The sequence below is a fragment of the Lysinibacillus sp. FN11 genome, assembly GCF_024628845.1.
Taxonomy (GTDB): Bacteria; Bacillota; Bacilli; order Bacillales_A; family Planococcaceae; genus Lysinibacillus; species Lysinibacillus capsici.
Genome location: NZ_CP102383.1, coordinates 2,301,363 through 2,322,890 on the forward strand (window position 1 = coordinate 2,301,363; position 21,528 = coordinate 2,322,890).

A 21,528-nucleotide genomic window follows, 5' to 3' on the forward strand; every position below is an offset into this window, starting at 1 on the left:
AATGATTGTTTCCGTTTTCAGGCGTTTTACAATAAAAGTACACCGTGATTTACACAGTGTGCAAGAAAAAAGATTGTTTAAGGGAGTGTCATGTATGGGGAAATTACAAGATAAAGTCGCAATTATTACAGGTGGTGCTTCTGGTATCGGTGCTGCAACAGCCCAATTATTTGTAGCAGAGGGAGCAAAAGTGGTGCTTGTGGACCTAAACGAGGAAAAAGGCCAAGCATTTGCAGCTGAACTACAGGCAACAGGAGCAGAAGCCATGTTTATCAAAGCAAACGTAACGGATGAACAGGAAGTAGCAGCTATTTATCAAACAACTATTGAGGCATTTGGCAAAGTCGATGTCCTTTTTAATAATGCAGGAATTGGACGTGTTACGCCAACTGAGGAGCTTCCTTATGCGGAATGGCGTCAAACTGTAAATGTAGACTTAGATGGTGTATTTTTAATGGCACAGGCTGCCATCAAAGAAATGCTAAAAGCGAATGGTGGAACAATCGTTAATACAGCTTCAATGTATGGTTGGGTTGGCTCGCCAGGATCAGCTGCTTATAATGCGGCAAAAGGTGGCGTGATTAATTTAACACGTTCATTAGCATTGGAATTTGCTACGCGGGGGATTCGTGTCAATGCCCTATGTCCAGGCTTTATTGATACACCAATTATCCCGGAAGAAAGTAAGGAGCCATTACGTCAGATCACACCTATGCAACGACTAGGACAACCAGAGGAAATGGCGAAAGCCGTTTTATTTATGGCATGTGAAGATTCAACGTTTATGACAGGGAACACATTAACAGTAGATGGTGGCTACACAGCCCAATAACGACGTTTAAAATAATCGCTACCCAACAAAGGGCAGCGATTATTTTTTCACTAGAAAAATTTGCAGTTTTTATCCATTTCCTGCAAACTATTACTAAAGCGAGCAAGAAAGGATGAAGACAACAAATGAAAAAAGTAATAGGTACATTATTATTTTCTATTCTGATAATAGCTAGTGCAGGCAATGTACAAGCTGCTGGCTTTCGGGACGTATCAAAGGATCATTATGCCTATGAAGCTATTTTATGGGCAGAAGAATATGATATTGTTAACGGCTTTACAGACGGTACATTTAAACCGAATGCTTCCATTACTGAACAGCAATTAGCAAAACTATTAGCCAATTTTTATGAGCTCGAAACGCCCATCGACGAATTAAAAAAGCAAACTCCTTCGGCAAACTGGTCGGATGAATTCTATAACCAGCTCGCAAGCTATGGGGTGCCTTTAAATGGCTATTTCGACAACCGAATCCGAGCGGCTACTGTGAAGCGCGGTGTAGTGGCACAGGCTATTGCTCATTTAGCTAGCGGTAAGAAGGGCTTAAATCAATCTATTCAATTTTTACTTGATACCTATATTTCTTCCGGGCTAAATCCACAGTACGAAGAGCGAAATTTACAAAAGTTTTATGGCGTGACAAACAACATGACCCGTGCGCAAGTTGTCACGATGCTCTATCGTATGGACGAACGAAATTATTATGAAATTTCAGCGGATGCACAAGCAATTCATGAGAATGCCAACAACGTATCTTTAAATAGTAGGGCAAAAAATGCTCAAAATCAGCTCGACAAATCATTACAACAGGCTACTCCTAGTAAAAGCGCATGGGAAGGTGTGTATACCTATTACTATAAATGGGGTAAGGGTACAAATGAGTTTAACCGCCGTGATGCTATAATCTCCAATGCCACAAACAAGAGCTTTTCTATTGCTTTAACGGCGAATGATGGCTCCGCTTCAGGTAGTGTAAATGGCACAGCCACAATTACAAGCAATATGAAAGCCCTCATGAATACATCCTCGAATGGCAATCGTTGTGTCGTCGAGTTTGAACGTTTATCCAATAATGCCCTAAAGGTGTCCGAGATTGATTGTCGTGCTGAACGTAATGAAGGCACCAATTTTTCGGGTACCCTCAAGCAGCAATAATTTGTAACAGAGTCTGATTCATTCAGGCTCTTTTTTCATCCTTAAAAGCTTCATAGCTATGTTTGGCGATGGCAATAAAATCTTCGAGACAGGGATGCATATGCTTATCTTTATGCCATGCAATATCTGTATAAATCGGCGCTAAATCAACTGTGGACGGTACTTCCATTAATTGCCCACTTTCCAGCTCCTTCTCTACAACCATTTTAGGTAAAAATGTAATACCTAACCCTGCCATCACACATTGCTTGATCGCTTCAATACTGGCGAATTCAATCATTTGTAAGGGCTTGACACCCTCTTGCTGTAGCTGTGCCTCTAAATGATTACGATAGGAGCACCCTGTTTCTGTTAACAGCATCGTTTCAGTTGAAATTTGTTGAGCCGATAGAGGCTGACTAATTTCTTTGGGGGCACTCACAAAAACAAGCTGTTCCTGAATCAATCGCTCTCGCTTGAGCATGGCAGTTTCCTGATAAGTGTCCGTTATCAATGCAATATCAAGTTTACCAGCTTGTAATAAATCCTTTGCAATAGCTGTTGTATGCACAGGCTTGAAAATGATTTTCACTTGCGGGTGTGCTTGTTGAAATTGCTGTAAAATACTTGGTAGTCGATAGACACACTGACTTTCTTGAGCCCCAATTTTTAAGACGATTTGTTCGGGCTCAGTGGACATAGCTTTTTTCAAATCACGATCTAGCTCTAGCATTTTTTTGGCATACTGTTGTAGACGGTTACCTTCTTCTGTTAGGACAATACGTTTTCCTAGGCGCTCAAAAAGAATAACACCCAATTCCTGCTCTAATGTTTTAATTTGGGCAGTGATACTTGATTGAGCGTAGTCAAGAAGCTGTGCTGTCTGAGTAAAGCTTAAGGTCTCAGCTGCTGTTAAAAACGTCTGAAGTTGCTTCATATCCATTCACTCAAACCCCTTTAATTTAATTTTACCGAAACATTCATCTTTATCGATAGTAAATTTCAGTTTACACTAGTTAGTAGCTAAGTGACAGGGACACAGGCTTGCGAACAAAGCAATCGTGAAACGATGGAGCCAAGCCTGTTGCCATTAAAATTTAAATAAAAAAACTTATTTGGATCATAATAGATTCCAAATAAGTCTTTTTATCCGGCTATCAATTACTCGTTCCCTGCTAATTCATTTTTTAGAAGATTAGCTGCAGATAACACTTTTAAATCTTGTAGAATGTCGCCTGGTTTGTTTCCTTCTCCTACAATATAAGCTTCAAATTTTGTCCCAATAAAGTCAAATATATATTGAAATTGCTGAATCATGGGTAACCCTTTTATATAGGGCTCATCTCCACCAACTGCAATGACATATGCTTTTTTAGAAGACATCAGGGCCTTAAAATCAGGATAATCTGGATCCCTTAAAGTTTGCGACCATCGATCAATAAAATTCTTCATTATTCCTGTCATGCTATACCAATAAATAGGCGTAGAAAAAATAAGAATGTCATGCGGAAGTATGCGGTCAATGATGGCGTTATAATCATCGTTGATATTAGAAAAGCCCTCCTCAGTATGACGCTTATCAATGATCGGCTGAATTAAATAATCCTTTAAATAAATTTCTTCTACCATTAGGCCTTGAATAACTAATTTTGTTAATGTCTCTACATTCCCATCAGGACGATTTCCACCGTAAATAACTGCTATTGACATTTAGTATCCCTACTTCCTTAAAGTTTTAACTAGTGTCCCCGTATATCAATAGCTTATTATGATTTCACAAATCGATAAAGATGATTATTTCGATAAAATAAATCGAAAAATTCGATTACAATTAGCATGCATACTTAATATGTTCAATTAAACTAGGTTACAAAATGAAATCAATAGTTAGTTATAGCCCCTCTAAATTATCCAACAAACTATACCCATATTTAGCAAATTGTTGTTTGACTTGGTTAATGCAATATTCAATTCGTTTCTTTTTTTCTTCTTCAGAATATCCTATTGGGTTTTTTACACACGCACCCAAATCAATCCATTTCAAAGTGCTATTTTCCGTATCCCAGTATATATGTTCAAATTTAAAATCAAAATCGTATCTGTCTACATTCATCATATCTTTTTTTGCTTCAATCATTTTCAAAACAATTTCTTTTAATTCATTGTTAGTTATGCCTTCTTTTAAAACCTGTGATAAAGTTTTACCATTCACTTTTTCTACAAATAAAAACTCTCTTTTTTTATATGCATAAATTTTAGGAAAATAAGGACTACTGTTTAACTCCAACAATGCGTAAATATCGTTATCCCCTTTTCCTTCAGATAAAAATTTTTTCAATATAACTCCTTTGTTTTTCATTTCATAAACAATTGACCGTTTTCGATGTAATTGAATGATTTCAACTTCTTTACTCAATATAAGATTATATTCATATAAATAAATAGATTCTTTAGTCTCTTCTGGTAGATCATAAAAATAATTTGTGACAAGCAAAACTTGATTACTCCTTTCATCATAAGAAGATTCGACAAAAAGAGCTTATTCCCTTTATATTTCCATTATTTCTACATTTAAAAAAGTGAATACATTTTAATCATTGGATAAGAAGAATTGGATGAAAGGTCACCTATCTTTACAAAAAACCCAAACTACACAGAAGCTCATAACACTTCATTAGTTTGGGTTTCTTTATAAATAAATTTTCTTTTCAAAGCACGCTTTCTATCAAATATTATAGATACTTTAACTATATTCTTTTAGGCCTTCCAATGAAAATCCAAATTACCAGGAACAAACTATATATAAATGGCATATAGAAAATACTCCCTGCATCTTCTCCATTCTTGATAGCGATTCCTATAAAAGCCCAGATAATTACTAATGGAAAAAATACATCTTGCTTATAAACACGTATAAAAGCAGCTAGCACAGTCGCAAGAATAAGTAATAACTGTGCCCATATTTCCTCTGAGAGCCCAAACCCATCCCACTCATAATATTTAAGCACAAAGCTAATATTAGCCATCAACGCCACACTAATCCACCCTAAATATACAGAAAACGGAAGTCTCCCTGAAAAACGATTATCCTCTTTCGGGTAACTTACATACAGAAAAATTATATGAACCAATAAGCCGACCATAATAACAATGGACGTTATAAACAATTCATAATGCCAGCTCAACAACCATGCGATATTTAAAAATGCAGTGATTACAAAGAGACCCAGATTGCTATTTATACGATTAGTAGTTGAAGACCGAAATTGTTGTACAAGCCAAATGAATAATAAAAAATAAATCAAGCCCCAAATACTAAAAACATAGCCTGCTGGAATAAACAATACATCTACCTGATTAGAAATTTCACCTGTCTTTTTCCCATTAATCCCCACCGTGCTAGCTAGTCCATTAATAATAACCATGGCAAAATAACTTATGAGTGCAATCCATTTCATGTTCTTTCCCCCTCATATACATCATCTAATTCAATATATTCATTACCCTTTCCAACTTATAATTACTCCGCTTACATAACATTAATAAATTATTTAAAGCCATTAGCTTATCTATAAAATCGTATAGCCTATTCATTATGGTATGGAAGAAAAAACCAACAAATTGTCTCATTAAATTCCCCACCCTTATTTCCCTGTTATTCAATATTCAACCACTATAGTTATACAATTGTTGTACAACTTTTAAATATCTATATTATAATATGAAAAGTTGTAAGGTTTCGGAGAGCACTACGGTACACAAATACTCACAATCATGAATGTTACTAGCTATAGAAAGGCAGGGAAATAATGACACCAACAGATTGGCAATATAATATTACACAGGTATCTGAAATCACAGGGCTATCCAAACAAGTGATACGTAAATGGGAAGAGCGCTACCAACTTGTTCATCCCAAAAGATTAGAAAATGGACACCGTGTTTATAGTGAAGAGGATGTGCAGCTATATTTAAAAGTACTTAGCCTTTCGAACCAAGGCTATTCTATAAAACAAGCAGTGACAATTGTACTTAGCAATCAAAATGTTTTAGAGGCAGTTACCCCCACAGTGTTGACCATAAGCGACAATGTAGATCATTTCTGTAATCTTTTATTGGAAGAAGGAAGACTTTGCAATGAAGTAGAACTTAATCGACTCCTGCAACAAGCAAATCATTCATTAGGATTAGCAAAATTTCTATCTCATGTGATTATTCCTTTCTTACAAGAGGTAGGAAGATTGTGGGAAAAACAGGAATGGACTGAGTATCAAGAATCTGTGACTACGATGATTGTTAGAGATTATTTAGTACAATTAAGACGAAATTATCACTCTAAAGAGGATGCACCACTTATAATGGGCGCATGCTTACCAGGGGAGCATCATGAAGTTCAACTTCATATTTTATTGTTGCAAGCAATGATGACTGGTTGGCGATCATTCCTTGTTGGCAGTTCTCCAGCTGTTGGGGCAATTGAATCTTTAATCATACATTTTAAACCAAAGGTGGTTCTATTATCTGCTATGACTACAAGGCCATTTGAGTTATACCCTACTAGCATTCAGCAATTAGATGACTTCGCTGCACAACATCCTTCTATTCGATTTTATATGGGGGGTGCTGGCTCTGAAGAGTATTTAAAAACACATTCCTTACATTCAATTGCTATTGCCAGTACTATTGATGAAGTTATAAATAACTTATAAACTCTCACTCTAAATAACTTTATTTTTAGTAGGAGTTTAACGTTTTTGGTTAGAACTAGTACTATAAACAAACGTTAAAAAGTTTATTAATACTGCTATCCCTGTTTAAATAAGGCATTGTTATTACAATCTATTTTATTGAGAAGTTCAACGAGAATATCATGGATGAAAGCATTGGTTACACATGCTTTTGTCTATGATTTTTTTTGTACGCAATAGCCATAAAATAATTTTTTAAATTTCAAGAATATATAGTTTGCACATTTTTGTACACTAATTGTATAATCACTGTATAACTTTTGTACAACCATAAATATTTTTATCTATTTATAAATCATGACTCAATACAGGTAGTGTTAAAAGACTAAATAGCAGATACGGAGGTTTTTTACAATGAAAAAGGAGATTATTGTTATAGGAGCTGGTCCAGGTGGTTTAGCGTCGGCAATGCTGCTTAGCGCTAAAGGATTTAATGTCAAAGTTTACGAGAAACAACCCTATATTGGTGGTAGAACAAGTGAAATAAAGCTAGGAGAATATAAATTTGATATGGGCCCCACATTTTTAAATATGTTATATATTATTGAAGAAATATTCGAGCTTGCCGGTAAAAATATACATAATTATATAGATCTAGTAAACCTAGATCCAATGTATGAATTAATTTTTCACGATAAACGCATTAAAATGACTCGTGATCGTGAGGAAATGATTCGTCAAATAAATGAATTATTTCCAGGCAATGAGGGCTCTTTTGAAAAATATATGAATGAAACTAATCACAAATTAGAAGCGTTAGTACCTGTATTGCAAGCAAGCATGAACCGTTATACAGATTTACTACAACCAAAAGTTTTAAAGGCATTGGGTGAGCTTGAAATCGGTAGATCTTTAATCGATACGCTTTCACGATTTTACAAGCAAGAGGAATTACAACTTGCCTTTACTTTCCAAGCAAAATACCTAGGCATGTCTCCGTGGGAAAGTCCTGGTGCATTTTCCATTCTATCTTTTATTGAGCATGCTTATGGTGTTTATCACATTACAGGTGGCATTAATAAGTTAACACAGGCAATGGCAAAGGTTGTACGAGAAAATGGTGGAGAGATCTACACGAACTGTGGCGTTTCAAAGCTCTGGTTGGATGGTCGAAAGGTAAAGGGTGTCATTTTAGATAATGGCGAAAAAATAGCATCTAATGAAGTAATAATAAATAGTGATTTTGGTCATGCGATGACTCATTTAGTCGAGCCTGGTGTTCTTAAAAAATACACTAAAGAAAAGTTAGAGAAGAAAAAATACTCTTGCTCTACTTTTATGCTTTATCTAGGTGTCAATAAAAAATTTGATTTGCCCCATCATACGATCTGGTTTGCAAAAAATTACCGAAAAAATGTTGAAGAAATTACTAACCATAAATTGTTGTCGGATGATCCATCTATCTACATTCAAAATGCAGTTGTAACAGATCCGACAGTTGCCCCACAAGGGAAATCAACGCTATATGTATTAGCACCAGTACCTAATAATTTCAGTCATATTGAGTGGGATACCTGTGAACAAGATTATCGTAACATGCTAATTGGGTTAATTGAGGACAAACTTGGCATTGAAAATCTAGAGCAATACATTGAAGAAGAACACATAATTTCACCGAAAAATTGGGAAGAGAATTTAGGTGTATATAAAGGAGCAACTTTTAACCTAGGTCATCAGCTTACACAGATGCTGACATTCCGCCCTCACAATAAATTTGAAGAATTAAAAAATAGCTGGTTAGTTGGCGGTGGTACACATCCAGGAAGTGGTTTACCGATTATCTTGGAGTCTGCCCGTATTACTTCTAATGGAATTCTACAAAAGCATGGTCTAGCACAATTAGCAGTGAAACCTTTACCTAAAATAGATCTCTTTAATACGGAACTCAATAACAAACCTAGTGAAAAAGTAATGTTGCATATCTAATAATCATTAAGTATGAATTAAATTTAGCTTAGCTACCTAATATAAGGATTTGAAAATATGAATATTCAGACAAAACATATGAATGAAAATGCAATTGTAGATTCAATGAAAAAAAATTTAGCCCTCGTAGAGTTTAACTTGAATAGAAAAGTGATTTGGGCTAATAAAAAATTTGCAGAGGTTCTAGGATATCAGGTGGATGAAGTTATTGGGATGGGTCATGAAAAGTTTTGTAAACCGGATTTTATACAAAGCCCAGACTATCATCTCCTATGGCAAGGTTTATTAAATGGAGAAAAATATGAAGGAAAAATTGAAAGAATAAGTAAAATGAACGATTCTATATGGCTTGAAGCAACTTACCTCCCCATTTTCAATGACAATAATAAGGTAAGTTCCATATTAAAAATTTCAACAGATATTACAAATCGAGAATTCAATACTTTAGAGATTATTGCTAAACTAAAAAGTATGCCTCAGGAGTTAGTAGAAATTGTTGTATCCAATTCAGAAGAAAACATAAAAGCTGTAGCATCACTTGCCAAAGAAGTTGACGCAATTAGAGATACTGTAAAAGTGATTCATACTATCGCTAAACAAACAAATGTCCTAGCACTGAATGCCGCAATAGAGGCTGCACGTGTTGGTGAAAAAGGTCGCGGATTTAAAGTCGTAGCAGAAGAGGTACGAAAATTAGCACTGAATGTTGATAATGCACTTCGAAATATCGAATATAATGTAATGACTATAGAAAGTGATACGGAAAAGGTCGATAATATTACACATGATTTGAAGAAAGTTGTAACAGAAACTCACAATGAATTTAATAAAGCCATTGATAGATTCGAAAAAATGCTTTAACTAGTCAATAATACAGCAGCTAAAGTTCTCAATAGATATTTGAGAGCTTTAGCTTCTTTTTTCTAACTAATTAATATCACTATAAATTATATTCTACTAACAATCTCCTTATTATTTAATGGTATTTTTTCATTTTTTCAAACCACCCAAATGCTATCTCAGCCTCTATACATTCATTGTCCTGTGTAACTAAAAAAATTACAAATGATTCACCAGATGGAAAAATAAATTTTCCATCTTCATCGCTTACTAAAGTACTTTGTGATGGAACAATTCGTTTAAACGCATTTACTCCTTTATATGGGTGCCCTTCAACAAGTTCAGCAAATTCAATTTTAACGTCTGGATTTGGTGGTGGATAAATGGCTGTATTAGTAGGCGTTACATTTTTAGAAATCATTGAATCCCCAGGAGGTATTGCATTAAACCAAATTTCAGCTAGAATAGGTTGCTTAGAATAATTAGTAATGGTAAACGCATTTACAAACAAATCCACATTAGAATATTTAGGATTACTTAAGCTTCCCCACGCATTTCTTCCTTTTTGTAAGGTAATTAATTCGGTTTGCCCAACAAAATATTGACCTAATAATGATTCATATAAAGGCGTAGGAATACTAACTACTTTCATAAATCGATCATTATTTTTCATTGTCAATCTCACCCCCTTTTATATATTAATGTATGTATTTTTAGTAGGGATGTTTAGACGAAAATATCTTACAAATAAGAGGTTGAAATAATCAACACACAATCCTTAATTTTACGACTAATTCCATATTACAATGACTTTTAAGCATGTTTATAGTTCGTAAATGATGGTGAATGAGAGCTAGCACTAAATAAGTAATATAAGAAAACGACCTAAAAGCTTAATGAAAGCTAGTAGGTCGTTTTTTTATCTATGCTTCTACTGAGATATGCTGGAAGGTTGTCACATCAAATAATCCTGTATCTGTTAGCTTTAAAGCAGGAATAACTGGTAATGCCACAAAAGAAAACGTCAGTAGAAAATGGAAATCTAATGTTGGATTAAGCGTCTTTAATGCACTGTGCAAGCCTGCTAGCTGCTCCTTTGCTTGCTGAGCTGGTACATCTGTCATCAAGCCTCCAATGGTTAATGGCATCTCCGCTAGAATATGGCCATCCGCTACAATGACAAAGCCTCCTTGAATTTCCTGAATGCGTGTAAGCGCCAGGACCATATCCTCATCATTTGTTCCTACAACAAGGGCATTATGTGAATCATGTGCTACTGTTGTGGCAACTGCCCCTTTTTGTAAGCCAAAGCCTTTGACGATTCCTAAACCTGTCGTGTGTAACTGATGATGACGTTCGATGACGGCTAATTTCAGTAGATCTTGTTCTACAGAAGGGACGAAAACACCATCCTTTATAGGTACATCAATTATTACATGATTGGTAATTAGCTGATTTGGCACAATCTCCATTACATTCGCCTTTGTACCCTTTGTGAATGCTAGTTGTAGCCTATCCTTTGTAATGGTTGGTAAATGGACAGATTGATGGATATGAGCAGGCACAACTGGCACTTGACGATTAGTCAGCATTCTACCATCTTCAGCCACTTTCCGCCCATTTTTCCATACGGCCTTTGCCTGCATTGTTGACAAATTCTCTACTAACACAAAATCTGCCTTATAGCCTGGTGCGAGTACACCTCGATCCAATAAACGATAGCATTCTGCGGTGTTAACGGTAGCTAACTGGATTGCTTGCAATGGTGGCATCCCTTCAGCTATTGCCATGGCGATATCATAATTGATGCTGCCTTCGTCGATTAATTCATCCACATATTTATCATCTGTACAGAAACCAAAGCGCCGAGCATTATGTGACTGGACAGCTGGCAATAAGTCACGTAAGTTTTTAGCGGCTGAGCCTTCTCGGATCAGTACATACATCCCCTGCTCTACACGGTCAATGGCTTCCTCAGCCGTTACACATTCATGATCTGTGTGAATACCCGCAGCTCGATAGCCTGTAATTTGCTCGCTTTGTAAGCCTGCACAATGCCCATCAATGACTAAATTTGCTTCCTTTGATAATAAAATTTTCTGAAGCATGTCCTCTTGCCCATTTAATACCGCTGGGAAATCCATGACCTCAGCTAATCCCCGAACCTGTTCATGTTGTAAAAATGGCGCCAAATCCTTAGCCGTTAGTGTAGCGCCTGCATTTTCAAACTGTGTACCTGGTACACTTGATGGCAGCATGACAAAAATATCCATATCTGCATTTTGTGCATCATCGAGCATAAATTGAATGCCTTCCGCTCCTGCGACATTGGCAATCTCATGAGGATCTGTCATCACTGTTGTAATACCATGAGGAAGTAAAACGCGACTAAATTCCCCTGGTGTCAACATAGAAGACTCAATATGTATATGCCCATCAATTAAACCAGGAATGACATAGCCTCCTGCCGCATCCTCTTCCTGTTTAGCGTGAAACTTATTCGTGCGATCTAGAGCAACAATCATACCATTTTTCACGACGATATCTGCTTTTTGCCATGTTAACGAAAAAACATCCGCAATTTGCGCATTTCTCAGTATAAAATCTGCCTCTAATTTTCCTTGAGAGGATAATACATTTTGTGTTAGCTGCTGTAATTTTATCGCCATAACCTATACTCCTTTTTCTTTTAAGAACTATCATGCCAAAAAGATGCTAACCATTGCAACTATTTATCGCTACATCAGTAAAAAACGACCATTGTCAATGGTCGTTTGAAAATTCTAGCTCTTTAGGTGGCTGCCCTTTTTTATTCATTAAGCGCATACGAATAGGCTCAATCTTTAATGTCACCATTTCATCCTGATTGCCAATAAAGATACTCGTAAAAAATTCAGCTAGTTTATTTTTTATCCCTTCTTCATGTACTTCTGTAAGTTTTCCTTCTATTTCCACATACGTATCACCAAAACCACCATTTTCGTAGCCATATAAAATATGGGTATATGGGTTTTTGCGTAGCTCTTCCATTTTTTCTGAATGTTTATTCGTCACTGTATACAATACAAAATCTTCATGCTGGAACGTCATGTATCGTGAGTAAGGCTTGCCATTTTCTACAGTTGCCATTGTTCCAATCTTTTCTCGATTTAATACTTCTAAAATTTCATCACGTACAGAAGTCATAGTATCCCATCCTTTCATCTATATACCTATTTTGCCCTTTCCCAAGAAAGCTAAACCGTATTTTTTTGAAAAATGCGAAATGACAATCTTCGGACATAATGAAAATCTATTGTTATAATAACTGGATGGACAACAGGAATTTTCGAATGAATGAGGGTTAAAAATGAAACAAGCTTTTCTTACGCGCTGTTTGTTTTTCATAACAGGCATTATCGTGCTTTCTTTTGGTATCACCTTAACAATTAAAGGCCAACTTTTTGGAGTGGGCTCATGGGATGTACTACATATTGGCTTAACAAAAACAGTAGGCTTATCAATCGGTTCATGGTCCATTATTTTGGGACTTGCTATTTTAGCATTTGATATGCTGATTACAAAAAAATTCCCTTTACCTGGAACGTTTATCGATATGTTTTTGGCAGGCATTTTTATTGATATTTTTAACTATTGGTTACCTGATATTGATGGTTTTTGGATGCAACTTATATCTTACCTAACAGGGTTAGTTTTACTTGGCTGGGGCTGTGGGATGTATATGGTGGCGAACTTAGGTATTGGACCGCGTGATACACTCATGCTGATGATGGTCCATAAGCTTGGCTGGAGTGTGACTCGCTCTCGTACAACAATGGAAGTAACGGTTGCAATTATTGGCTTCCTACTTGGTGGTCCTATTGGTATCGGTACGGTATTTATGGCATTTGGACTTGGACCAATCGTACAATTTGCCTTATCCTATAACGAAAAATTATTTATGCGATGGACAGGCGTGAAAAGCGCTGTTGTCTAAACTTTAATGACAATGCAGTTTTTGCATTGTCTTTTTTTACAGTTGAAATATACAGTTCAACTATATATAATCAAACTATATAGTCTGACTGTATATTTGAGGTGAAGATGTGAAAAAACATAAATTATTACCTTTATCTGAAACCATGCATTACATTTTACTTGCCTTACGTGAACCACTGCATGGTTATGCGATGATGCAAAAAATTGAGGAAATGAGTGCTGGTACAGTAAGGATTGCTGCTGGTACTATGTATGGAGCCATTGAAAATTTATTGAAATATCATTGGATTACACCTGTTGAAACCCAGGATTCAAGACGCAAGGTTTATCAAACGACCGAAGAGGGTCTAGAAATATTAGCGGCAGAGCAGCAAAGATTGCAGCACATTTTAGCTTTATATGAGGGAGCTGGCAAACATGATAAAATTTAAAGTCTTTTTTGATATCGAAAAGGAAGAGCGCTGGTTAAATGAAATGTTAGCTAAGGGTTGGCTATGCTCCAATATAAACTCAACAGGTATTTATACATTTCAGCCTACTGAAGATCTTGAACAAGTTATTCGGATTGATTGTCAGCAGGAGCTTCGCAAAGAAAATAAAGCTACCTATAAGCAATTACATGAGGATTTTGGCTGGCGTATAGTAAAAGAAAAATCATATGATGGCACCTATTATTGGACAAAAAGTAAAGATGGTAATGATGAATTATTTTCAGATCATGATTCCCACATTGCGAAATATAAACGTTTAATGAAACATGCAAGCAATTGGGCAATACTCTCATTTATCTTCTTAATGATTTTCTATGGCAACGATGGCGTCGCTCCCTTTTTCAGTATAAAAAGCGCATATTATACCCCTGGTTTATGGGATAAAGAAGGTTCTGTTTTCCTTTTTGCTTTCTTATTTGAAACACCCTTCGCCATCATGCGCTTTATTCCACCATGGCTATTTTTAGCAACTTGTAGTATATATATCACGCTGTATTATCGTTATCGTAAATCCATACAGCAATTTTTATAGCAAATAGCAAGAAGCCTCTTACGTAGTGTAAGGAGGCTCCTCTTTCCTTTATGCTTCTGGTTCAGCAGTATTTTGTCCTGTTGCTTCCATCACTTCTGGCGTATCGTCCACTGTATCATCTTCTTGTACGTTTTCAGCAGCTGGTGGTGTAATCGTCACAAGTGTGTAGTCATCCTCTTGTAAAATTTCAAACGAGAACTGTTGACGAATATCTCCGACGTATAGAGAAGTCCCAATTGCAACATTTGTAACATCTATTTCAATGGTTTCTGGAATGTCAGTTGGCTTCACTTTAATACGCACTTCACGATTAGGCTGGAGCAGGAATCCGCCATCAGCAACTCCCACTGCATCCCCAACTACAGTCACTGGAATATCCACTTCTAGCTCCTCTGACATATTGATGGATTTAAAATCCACATGCTTAACATTCCCTTTTAATGCACAACGTTGTACCTCTGTTAAAACTGCATTAATGCGTTTTCCTTCAACATCTAATTGGAAAACACTTTTCGTACCTTGTGTAGCTAACATTTTTGCAAAGGCTCTCGCATCTAACATAATCGCCGTTGATTCCATTTGAAAGCCGTAAACCACACCTGGAATGCGCCCATTTTGTCGAAGCTGTGTTAAAGAAGATTGTCGTCCCTTTTGACGTTTACTGGCAGTTAAAACCATATTCATCGAATATTTCCCCTTTCATGGAAACTAGTCTCATAAAAGGTTTTGCCTTTTCTATTATATTTTATACATAGCAAGCACGCGATTATTTTGTCAGTATGGTAGTGATAATTTGCCTCTCGGGATTACCGTTACGCAATACAACACAGAGTGCGATAATCGCTAAAACCGTACAAACCATAAACATGACCATATAGGACGTAAATTGCACAATAAAGCCCATCAAAAATCCACCCAACCCAAAGCCTAAATCATAGGTAGCTAAAAATAAACCTAGCAAAACATTTCTCGATTCTTTTGGTACAACAAACGACATATATGTAGTAATTGTCGGATATAGCATCGCTGAGGCAAGGCCATTGAAAACAGCGGAAATATAGACAAAAGAACCTATTTCAGGTAAAACAGCAAGCAGCGTTGTGCCCAATATGGAGCTGAAAAGCACACAGGCAATAAATTTCGGATGCCATTGACCATCTGAAGGAATAGAGCGTCGCAATACAAAGCGACTACCCACCACGACCAATGCCTGTAACGTTAAATAAATAGCTGGATTCCCCACTCCCTCAGTCAGCATAAACAATGGTAAAAACGTGGTGATGGCGCCAAAAATAGCAGCACCAAGAACCATAACGATTGCTGATAGGATTAGCCCCTTGTGTTGTTTTGCCCCCTTCATGGCGGCTATCAGCTCTCTTGTTGTCACAACTTCTGTGTCTTCCTTTGCTTTTGGTAAAGGGGAGCCAATAAAAAACAGTAGTGGCAGAAGAGCCAACAAAACCACAAAGATCAATAAATGCTGTCTATCAAATTGCGTCCACAAGAGTAGCGCTACTGCAGGTCCATATAAACCAGGTACAACACTGGATAAGGAATACATCGACATGCCTTGCCCTCGATCATGATCGTGTAAAACATCTGTAATACCTAACTGCATCGCCATAGAAAAGAAAGCGGTGATGATACCCTGTAGGGCTCGTACTAAAAAGACACTATCAATACCAAATATTACATAGATAAGCAGTGCAAGTGCATGGCCAATTAACAGCCATTGCATAATGGTATAAGGGCTATGCTTGGCGACCATTTGGCCAGCAAAAGGTCTTAATAGCATACAAACAAGCATATACATGGCCATCATGGCACCAATTTCGCCCTCCAAGTACCCTCCATCCGCTGCTTCTAATGGAAAAATAACTGTCAACATGGCATTGGCGGTAAAAAAAATAACCGCAAGCCCATATATTTGCATCATGCGAAGGGATAAAGGCTGAAGTTTCATGATACTTGCTCCCCTTGCAACGAAGAAATTTCTTGACGGCTTATAGGTAATCTAGAGGCTAATAAGCGCTGGCTGATCGGATGGGTCATATATGGAATTTGAGACACATCATGAAGAAATTCCGCCACTTCCCCCTGGTCTACAACAGCTACTTCATCTGCAAACAAACTAACTGCGTGTAAATCGTGGGTAATAAATAAGTAACTGAGGCCCCTTTCCTGTTGCAATTGTTTCAATAGTTTTAGAATACTGATTTGTACCAATATATCTAAACTATTAATGGATTCATCCAAGATAATGAGCTTAGGGTCTGTTGCTATCGCCCTTGCTATGGTCACCCGCTGTAACTGACCACCACTTAATTGATGAGGGTATTTTTGAGCATCTCGCTCCGATAGTCCCACCTGTACTAAAAGTTCCTCTATTTTTTCTAGCCGCTGTTGTTTCGTCAACTGTAAATGACATTTCATTGGCTCTGCAATGATGTCTCGAATCTTCATTTTCGGATTAACAGCACTATGGCAATCTTGAAAAACGATTTGAATATTTTTTTGTAATTGCTTCTTCTCTTCTTTGCATGTCGTTGCTAGGTTTATATGATCGAATTGTATGGTGCCGCTATCCGGCTTTTCCATACCTATTATCAGCTTTCCTAGTGTGGTTTTGCCACTACCGCTCTCCCCGACAATGGCTAAGCAAACGCCTTGCTCCAAGTTGAATGATATATTTTTCACAGCTTCTATCGTTACATATTCCCCAAACCATCTCTTTTTTCGATAGGTTTTAGATACTTGTTGGATTTCTAACATCGGCTTTCCTCCTGTCTTACCCAATAGTTCGTGTCTAGTTCATATAGGATTCCGTTTGTATCACCTGACCAGCTATCCACAAGTTTTTCGAGCTGATCATCCTTCCTTTTGGCTGCGACCAATGCTCTTGTATAGGAATGAACAGGGTTTTGTAATAGCCGTTCGGCTGGGCCGTATTCCATGATTTTCCCTCTTCGCATAACTACAATTTGATCTGCCATTCGAGCGATGACGCCAAGATCATGTGACACAATCAGCATCGTTGTCTGATATTGTTGCTGACAATGAGACAATTCCTCTAAAATCTTGAGCTGTGTCATCGTATCAAGGGCTGTCGTTGGCTCATCTGCAAGTAAAAGTTTCGGACGAAGACTCATAGCCAGGGCAATCATGACACGTTGAAGCATGCCCCCGCTTAACTCGTGAGGATATTTTTTTAACAGTCTTGAATCGCTCAATTGAAAAAAAGCAAGTTGCTCAGTTGCTATGTGCAATGCTTGTCTTTTACTGAGCGATCGGTGTGCTTGTAATGTTTCAATCATATGCTCTCCTATTGTTATAATAGGATTAAACATAGCCATAGGATTCTGCAATATACATGCCACGTCATTGCCCCGAAGACCTCGCAACTGCTGTTCATCCATTCCCAGTAAGGAACGCCCTTCTAATAAAATGTCTCCCTCATAGTTTCGGGACTCCCGAAACAGTTGCAAGATAGCATAGCACAGCATCGTTTTACCGCTACCGCTTTCCCCGACAATGCCAAGCGTTGTACCAGTTGGAATCTGGAAATCAACATGCTGCACAACTTTTTTAGGTCCCTGCGCTGTTTGAAGCGTAATTGACAAATCCCTTATCTCTAACATATTGTCACCTCTTCTTCTTATACTTTGGCATCCATAACCGTACGAAGGGCATCCCCAAACCAATTAAAAATAAGAACGGTTAATGAGATCATGATACCTGGTATAAACATAAGCGTTGGTTCACTCATTAAATAGGTTTTACTATCTTTAATCATCATGCCCCATTCTGCCATCGGTGCCGTAACACCTAACCCTAAAAACGACAGCTCCGAAATTAAAAGAATCGTTGAGCCAAGCCCGATTAGTTTTAACAAAAATATTTGTGGAAAGACAAACGGCAATATATGCCTCCTAATAATTTTTCGTTTCGGTACACCTGTCAGCCGTGCATATTGTACATAAGTGCTTTCTTTTAAAGAACGCACCATATTGCGAATAATACGCGCAAAACCTACCCACGACACAAAAATAATTGCCACAAACATATTTTTAATGCCGCCACCTAACGCACCTACAATGACAAGGGCAAAAATAAAATCAGGAATGGATAGAAGAACATCACAAATACGCATTAATACTAGATCAACCAGCCCACCGATATACCCCGCCAGACACCCTACGATGATGCTAATGATTAAGGTAATGAATAGTACGCCAGAGGCTAGCAGCAGAGAGGTGCGTGTACCATACAATAAACGAGATAGCACACAGCGCCCTAGGTGATCTGTACCTAAGGGGTAATGCATAGAAAATCCTTGTAATTTATTGGCTATATCTGTTGTATAAGGATCATGAGGCGCTAACCAAGGAGCAAATAGAGCCATCACCACCAGCACGAGTACGAGCAAGCTACTGATGATGAGTGGCAGATTTTTTTTCATTATAGAGCGCCTCCTTTCAGCCTGACACGTGGATCAACAACCGCACAAAGTATATCTGCTATAAAATTGATGGTGATATATAATCCCCCAATGATGACAATAAAAGCTTGTAGTACAGCGTAGTCCCTTGCTAACATGGCCTCCACAATAAAGTGTCCCACGCCAGAAATGGCAAAAACATTCTCAATAATCGCTGCACCCCCTAATAGACCACCACAGGTCATGGCAAGGGATGTGATAAGTTGTGGTAAAATGCCTTTGAAAATATGTGTACGCAAAATAACCGTTTCTTTTACCCCTCTTGCACGGGCAAAGAGAACATGCGGTTTCTTCATTTCTTCTCTCATGCTTGATCGGATGAGCCTAATATAATAAGGTATAAATCCTAAAGCCAGTGTTATCGATGGTAAAATGACATGAGCAAAACTTCCCCACCCCATAAGTGGTAAGACGCCCCATTTCAAAGCCACTGTGTAAATGAAGAGAAAGGCAAGCCAAAAACTTGGCATAGAGGCGATTGTAAAGATAGCTGTACGTGTAAACCAATCGAGCCACCCACTGTTTTTACTTGCAGACCAAATGCCAATAGCAAAGCTAATGACAATAATTATGACCAATGCTGTTATTGCTAAAAGCAATGTTGTCTCAAATCGTTGAAACAGTTCTGTTGCCACGGCCTTTTTCGACACAAAGGATGTTCCGAAATCTAATTGCAATGCATGGCTGAGCCAATCAATATATTGTATCCATAATGGTTGATCGAGACCCATTTCTTCACGCATACTTGTCATGGCCTCTTCAGTAGCTGGAATTTGATTGATTGTAAAATATGCTTCAACAGGATCAACAGGAATGAAACGGATTAATCCAAAGGCGATGATGGTTATACCAAGCAATGCCAGTAACATACTGGCTAGCCGTTTAACAAAGAATGCAAACATTTTGATTATTTCACCTCATATTGATTGAGTGGCACTTCAAATTGCTGCATAGAAAACGATAAATTGGTTAGACGTTGATTGGCCACCAAATAATTTGTCCGATAAGATAATGGCATGAAAATCGCCTCTTCATGAATGGTTTGTAAAATAGCTTCATACAAACTACGTCTCTCTGATTCATCAGTTGAGCGAATCACTTTCGCAATATTCGCTGCTAATTGTTCTGATTGTGCCATGCCTTTTAACGCATAATAGCCAATTTGCTTTTCCCCCGTCATCATCCGTAAATACATATGGGGATCATAAGGTGCCCCCCACGTATCATTCATAATGACATTGAAATCACCTGTTTTACTTCGCGTTCGGAAAAGTTGATCTTCTTCTCCAATCAATTTGACATCTACGCCTAATTCACGCCATGCGCCCTGTAGATATTCAAAAATAGATTTATGCACTTGGTCATTACTGTTATACGGAATCGTTATGGTCAGTGCTTGACCGTCTTTGGATCGAAACGGAGCCCCTTCCTCGAAGATCCAGCCTGCTTTATCCAATAGTTGCTGGGCTTTTTCTAAATCATAGCTGTAAGACTCAAATGGAATATCACTATACGGAAATCCTGGAGCAAATAAAGACTTGGCCTCTTGCTCAATGCCATTTAATACATGTTCAATAATTGTTTGTCGATCAAAAGCATACTGCAAAGCAAGTCTGACATCTTTATCTTGCGTCACACCATAGTCTGAATTGAAAGATAGTATTCTAGTAGAGGAAGGTTCAGAAATTATCGTTTGATAGTGCGGATTTTTCTCCAAAGCTCGGAGTTCCTCAGGAGCTAATTGACCACTTCCGAAAATTAAATCAATATCTCCTTTTTCAAGTGCCATCATACGTGCTTGTGAATCAGGAATAATTTTGACGATGACCTTTTCTAGCTTAGGTCTCTCTCCCCAATAATGCTCATTACGTGAAAACTCAGCAAAATTGTCTTGCTTGTAATCAGTTAAAATCCAAGGACCTGTTCCAACTGCTTTTTCAATGCCATCTTTGGTTGACCCACTTGCTGGGAAGCCACTATCCCCTAACATACGTAATGGACGAATCAACGTTAACTCCTGTAAAAATGGATAATAAGGCTCTTTTAAATGAATCTTTAATTTCAGCTTATCTAAAACTTCTACCCGATCAATGATTGCCACCACTTCTAGCCAACTATGCGGTGCAATATTCTCCACTACGGTTTCGATATTACGTTTAACATTGTCTGCCGTAAGCTGAGAGCCGTCTGAATACAAGACATTGTCTTGTAATGTAAATATGTAGCTCTTACCGTCTTCGGACATTTCCCATGCTGTTGCTAATCCTGGCTCTATTTGCCCATCATTTCCATAGCGTACAAGCGGATCGTATAACATTGCCTGAGCAAACATTTCATTTGGCGCATACAAGTGTGGATTTACTTCTCCAATATCCTTGGGCCAAGAAATGGTTAAAACATGCTCATTTTCACCTTTTGCCTTTTCTTTTTTTGCCTTGTTATCCGAGTGTCCGCATGCCACAAGCATACATGCACTCACAATCAATAGAACTAGTAAACTCATTATTTTTTTCAATATACTTTCCCCTTTACCTAAACAGTAATGATTAC

22 protein-coding genes are annotated in these 21,528 nt (G+C 37.5%); 8 read left to right on the top strand and 14 right to left on the bottom strand.

Annotated features, from left to right (window positions below; translation table 11 throughout):
- The first annotated feature begins 94 nt into the window (after positions 1–94).
- Both NP781_RS12450 and NP781_RS12455 read left to right on the top strand, forming a co-directional pair.
- Positions 95–832 carry an SDR family NAD(P)-dependent oxidoreductase gene (locus tag NP781_RS12450; RefSeq protein WP_221680297.1) on the top strand — a complete coding sequence of 246 codons (738 nt, stop codon included), beginning with the start codon at positions 95–97 and terminating at the stop codon, positions 830–832.
- Between the two features lie 125 nt (positions 833–957).
- Positions 958–1,986 carry an S-layer homology domain-containing protein gene (locus NP781_RS12455; RefSeq protein WP_221680296.1) on the top strand — a complete coding sequence of 343 codons (1,029 nt, stop codon included), beginning with the start codon at positions 958–960 and terminating at the stop codon, positions 1,984–1,986.
- 22 nt (positions 1,987–2,008) lie between these two features.
- Here the strand turns inward: NP781_RS12455 and NP781_RS12460 are convergent, their stop codons facing one another.
- The 4 genes from NP781_RS12460 to NP781_RS12475 form a co-directional block, all read right to left on the bottom strand.
- The gene (locus tag NP781_RS12460; RefSeq protein ID WP_221680295.1) at positions 2,009–2,908 is read right to left on the bottom strand and encodes a LysR family transcriptional regulator; all 900 of its coding nucleotides are present in this window, start codon (positions 2,906–2,908) and stop codon (positions 2,009–2,011) included.
- Positions 2,909–3,126: 218 nt separating this feature from the next.
- On the bottom strand, positions 3,127–3,675 hold the full coding sequence (locus tag NP781_RS12465) for a flavodoxin family protein (RefSeq protein ID WP_221680294.1): 549 nt from the start codon (positions 3,673–3,675) through the stop codon (positions 3,127–3,129).
- 181 nt (positions 3,676–3,856) lie between these two features.
- Positions 3,857–4,459, bottom strand: coding sequence for a hypothetical protein (locus tag NP781_RS12470; protein ID WP_257522426.1), 603 nt, complete (start codon positions 4,457–4,459; stop codon positions 3,857–3,859).
- Between the two features lie 253 nt (positions 4,460–4,712).
- Positions 4,713–5,423, bottom strand: coding sequence for a TspO/MBR family protein (locus NP781_RS12475; protein ID WP_221680293.1), 711 nt, complete (start codon positions 5,421–5,423; stop codon positions 4,713–4,715).
- A gap of 351 nt (positions 5,424–5,774) precedes the next feature.
- Between NP781_RS12475 and NP781_RS12480 the strand changes: the two genes are divergently transcribed.
- The 3 genes from NP781_RS12480 to NP781_RS25535 all read left to right on the top strand — a co-directional run bounded on the left by NP781_RS12480 (position 5,775) and on the right by NP781_RS25535 (position 9,500).
- The gene (locus NP781_RS12480; protein WP_257522427.1) at positions 5,775–6,674 is read left to right on the top strand and encodes a cobalamin B12-binding domain-containing protein; all 900 of its coding nucleotides are present in this window, start codon (positions 5,775–5,777) and stop codon (positions 6,672–6,674) included.
- Between the two features lie 393 nt (positions 6,675–7,067).
- Positions 7,068–8,639, top strand: coding sequence for a phytoene desaturase family protein (locus tag NP781_RS12485; protein ID WP_257522428.1), 1,572 nt, complete (start codon positions 7,068–7,070; stop codon positions 8,637–8,639).
- A 57-nt stretch (positions 8,640–8,696) separates the two neighbouring features.
- Complete coding sequence (locus tag NP781_RS25535) at positions 8,697–9,500, top strand: methyl-accepting chemotaxis protein (protein WP_004230681.1); 804 nt, start codon at positions 8,697–8,699, stop codon at positions 9,498–9,500.
- A 115-nt stretch (positions 9,501–9,615) separates the two neighbouring features.
- Here NP781_RS25535 and NP781_RS12500 read toward each other — a convergent pair whose 3' ends face one another.
- From NP781_RS12500 to NP781_RS12510, 3 genes are all read right to left on the bottom strand, one after another.
- Positions 9,616–10,152, bottom strand: a complete 537-nt coding sequence (locus NP781_RS12500; RefSeq protein WP_257522429.1) for a DUF6143 family protein — start codon at positions 10,150–10,152, stop codon at positions 9,616–9,618.
- Between the two features lie 250 nt (positions 10,153–10,402).
- Positions 10,403–12,148 carry an adenine deaminase gene (ade, locus tag NP781_RS12505; protein ID WP_257522430.1) on the bottom strand — a complete coding sequence of 582 codons (1,746 nt, stop codon included), beginning with the start codon at positions 12,146–12,148 and terminating at the stop codon, positions 10,403–10,405.
- Positions 12,149–12,242: 94 nt separating this feature from the next.
- The gene (locus tag NP781_RS12510) at positions 12,243–12,665 is read right to left on the bottom strand and encodes a pyridoxamine 5'-phosphate oxidase family protein (RefSeq protein ID WP_048392416.1); all 423 of its coding nucleotides are present in this window, start codon (positions 12,663–12,665) and stop codon (positions 12,243–12,245) included.
- A 163-nt stretch (positions 12,666–12,828) separates the two neighbouring features.
- Here NP781_RS12510 and NP781_RS12515 point away from each other — a divergent pair, with 163 nt between their 5' ends.
- The 3 genes from NP781_RS12515 to NP781_RS12525 all read left to right on the top strand — a co-directional run bounded on the left by NP781_RS12515 (position 12,829) and on the right by NP781_RS12525 (position 14,480).
- Positions 12,829–13,455: a YczE/YyaS/YitT family protein gene (locus tag NP781_RS12515; protein ID WP_205444071.1), complete on the top strand. Its 627-nt coding sequence runs from the start codon at positions 12,829–12,831 to the stop codon at positions 13,453–13,455.
- Between the two features lie 145 nt (positions 13,456–13,600).
- The gene (locus NP781_RS12520) at positions 13,601–13,888 is read left to right on the top strand and encodes a PadR family transcriptional regulator (RefSeq protein WP_036218718.1); all 288 of its coding nucleotides are present in this window, start codon (positions 13,601–13,603) and stop codon (positions 13,886–13,888) included.
- Positions 13,875–14,480, top strand: coding sequence for a DUF2812 domain-containing protein (locus NP781_RS12525; protein WP_257522431.1), 606 nt, complete (start codon positions 13,875–13,877; stop codon positions 14,478–14,480). The genes NP781_RS12520 and NP781_RS12525 overlap by 14 nt, the downstream gene beginning before the upstream one ends.
- A 48-nt stretch (positions 14,481–14,528) precedes the next feature.
- Here NP781_RS12525 and NP781_RS12530 read toward each other — a convergent pair whose 3' ends face one another.
- The 7 genes from NP781_RS12530 to nikA form a co-directional block, all read right to left on the bottom strand.
- On the bottom strand, positions 14,529–15,164 hold the full coding sequence (locus NP781_RS12530; protein WP_221680287.1) for a 50S ribosomal protein L25/general stress protein Ctc: 636 nt from the start codon (positions 15,162–15,164) through the stop codon (positions 14,529–14,531).
- A gap of 82 nt (positions 15,165–15,246) precedes the next feature.
- The gene (locus NP781_RS12535) at positions 15,247–16,443 is read right to left on the bottom strand and encodes a staphylopine family metallophore export MFS transporter CntE (protein WP_257522432.1); all 1,197 of its coding nucleotides are present in this window, start codon (positions 16,441–16,443) and stop codon (positions 15,247–15,249) included.
- Positions 16,440–17,252, bottom strand: coding sequence for an ABC transporter ATP-binding protein (locus tag NP781_RS12540; RefSeq protein WP_257522433.1), 813 nt, complete (start codon positions 17,250–17,252; stop codon positions 16,440–16,442). Before NP781_RS12540 ends, NP781_RS12535 begins: the two co-directional genes overlap by 4 nt.
- Positions 17,246–18,118 (bottom strand): ABC transporter ATP-binding protein, encoded by an 873-nt coding sequence (locus tag NP781_RS12545; protein WP_257522434.1) that lies wholly within the window; start codon positions 18,116–18,118, stop codon positions 17,246–17,248. Before NP781_RS12545 ends, NP781_RS12540 begins: the two co-directional genes overlap by 7 nt.
- A 17-nt stretch (positions 18,119–18,135) precedes the next feature.
- Entirely contained in the window at positions 18,136–18,939 is an 804-nt protein-coding gene (locus NP781_RS12550) for an ABC transporter permease (protein ID WP_257522435.1), read from the bottom strand.
- On the bottom strand, positions 18,939–19,880 hold the full coding sequence (locus NP781_RS12555) for an ABC transporter permease (protein WP_004230709.1): 942 nt from the start codon (positions 19,878–19,880) through the stop codon (positions 18,939–18,941). Before NP781_RS12555 ends, NP781_RS12550 begins: the two co-directional genes overlap by 1 nt.
- A 5-nt stretch (positions 19,881–19,885) precedes the next feature.
- The gene (nikA, locus tag NP781_RS12560) at positions 19,886–21,493 is read right to left on the bottom strand and encodes a nickel ABC transporter substrate-binding protein (RefSeq protein ID WP_257522436.1); all 1,608 of its coding nucleotides are present in this window, start codon (positions 21,491–21,493) and stop codon (positions 19,886–19,888) included.
- Between the last annotated feature and the right edge of the window lie 35 nt (positions 21,494–21,528).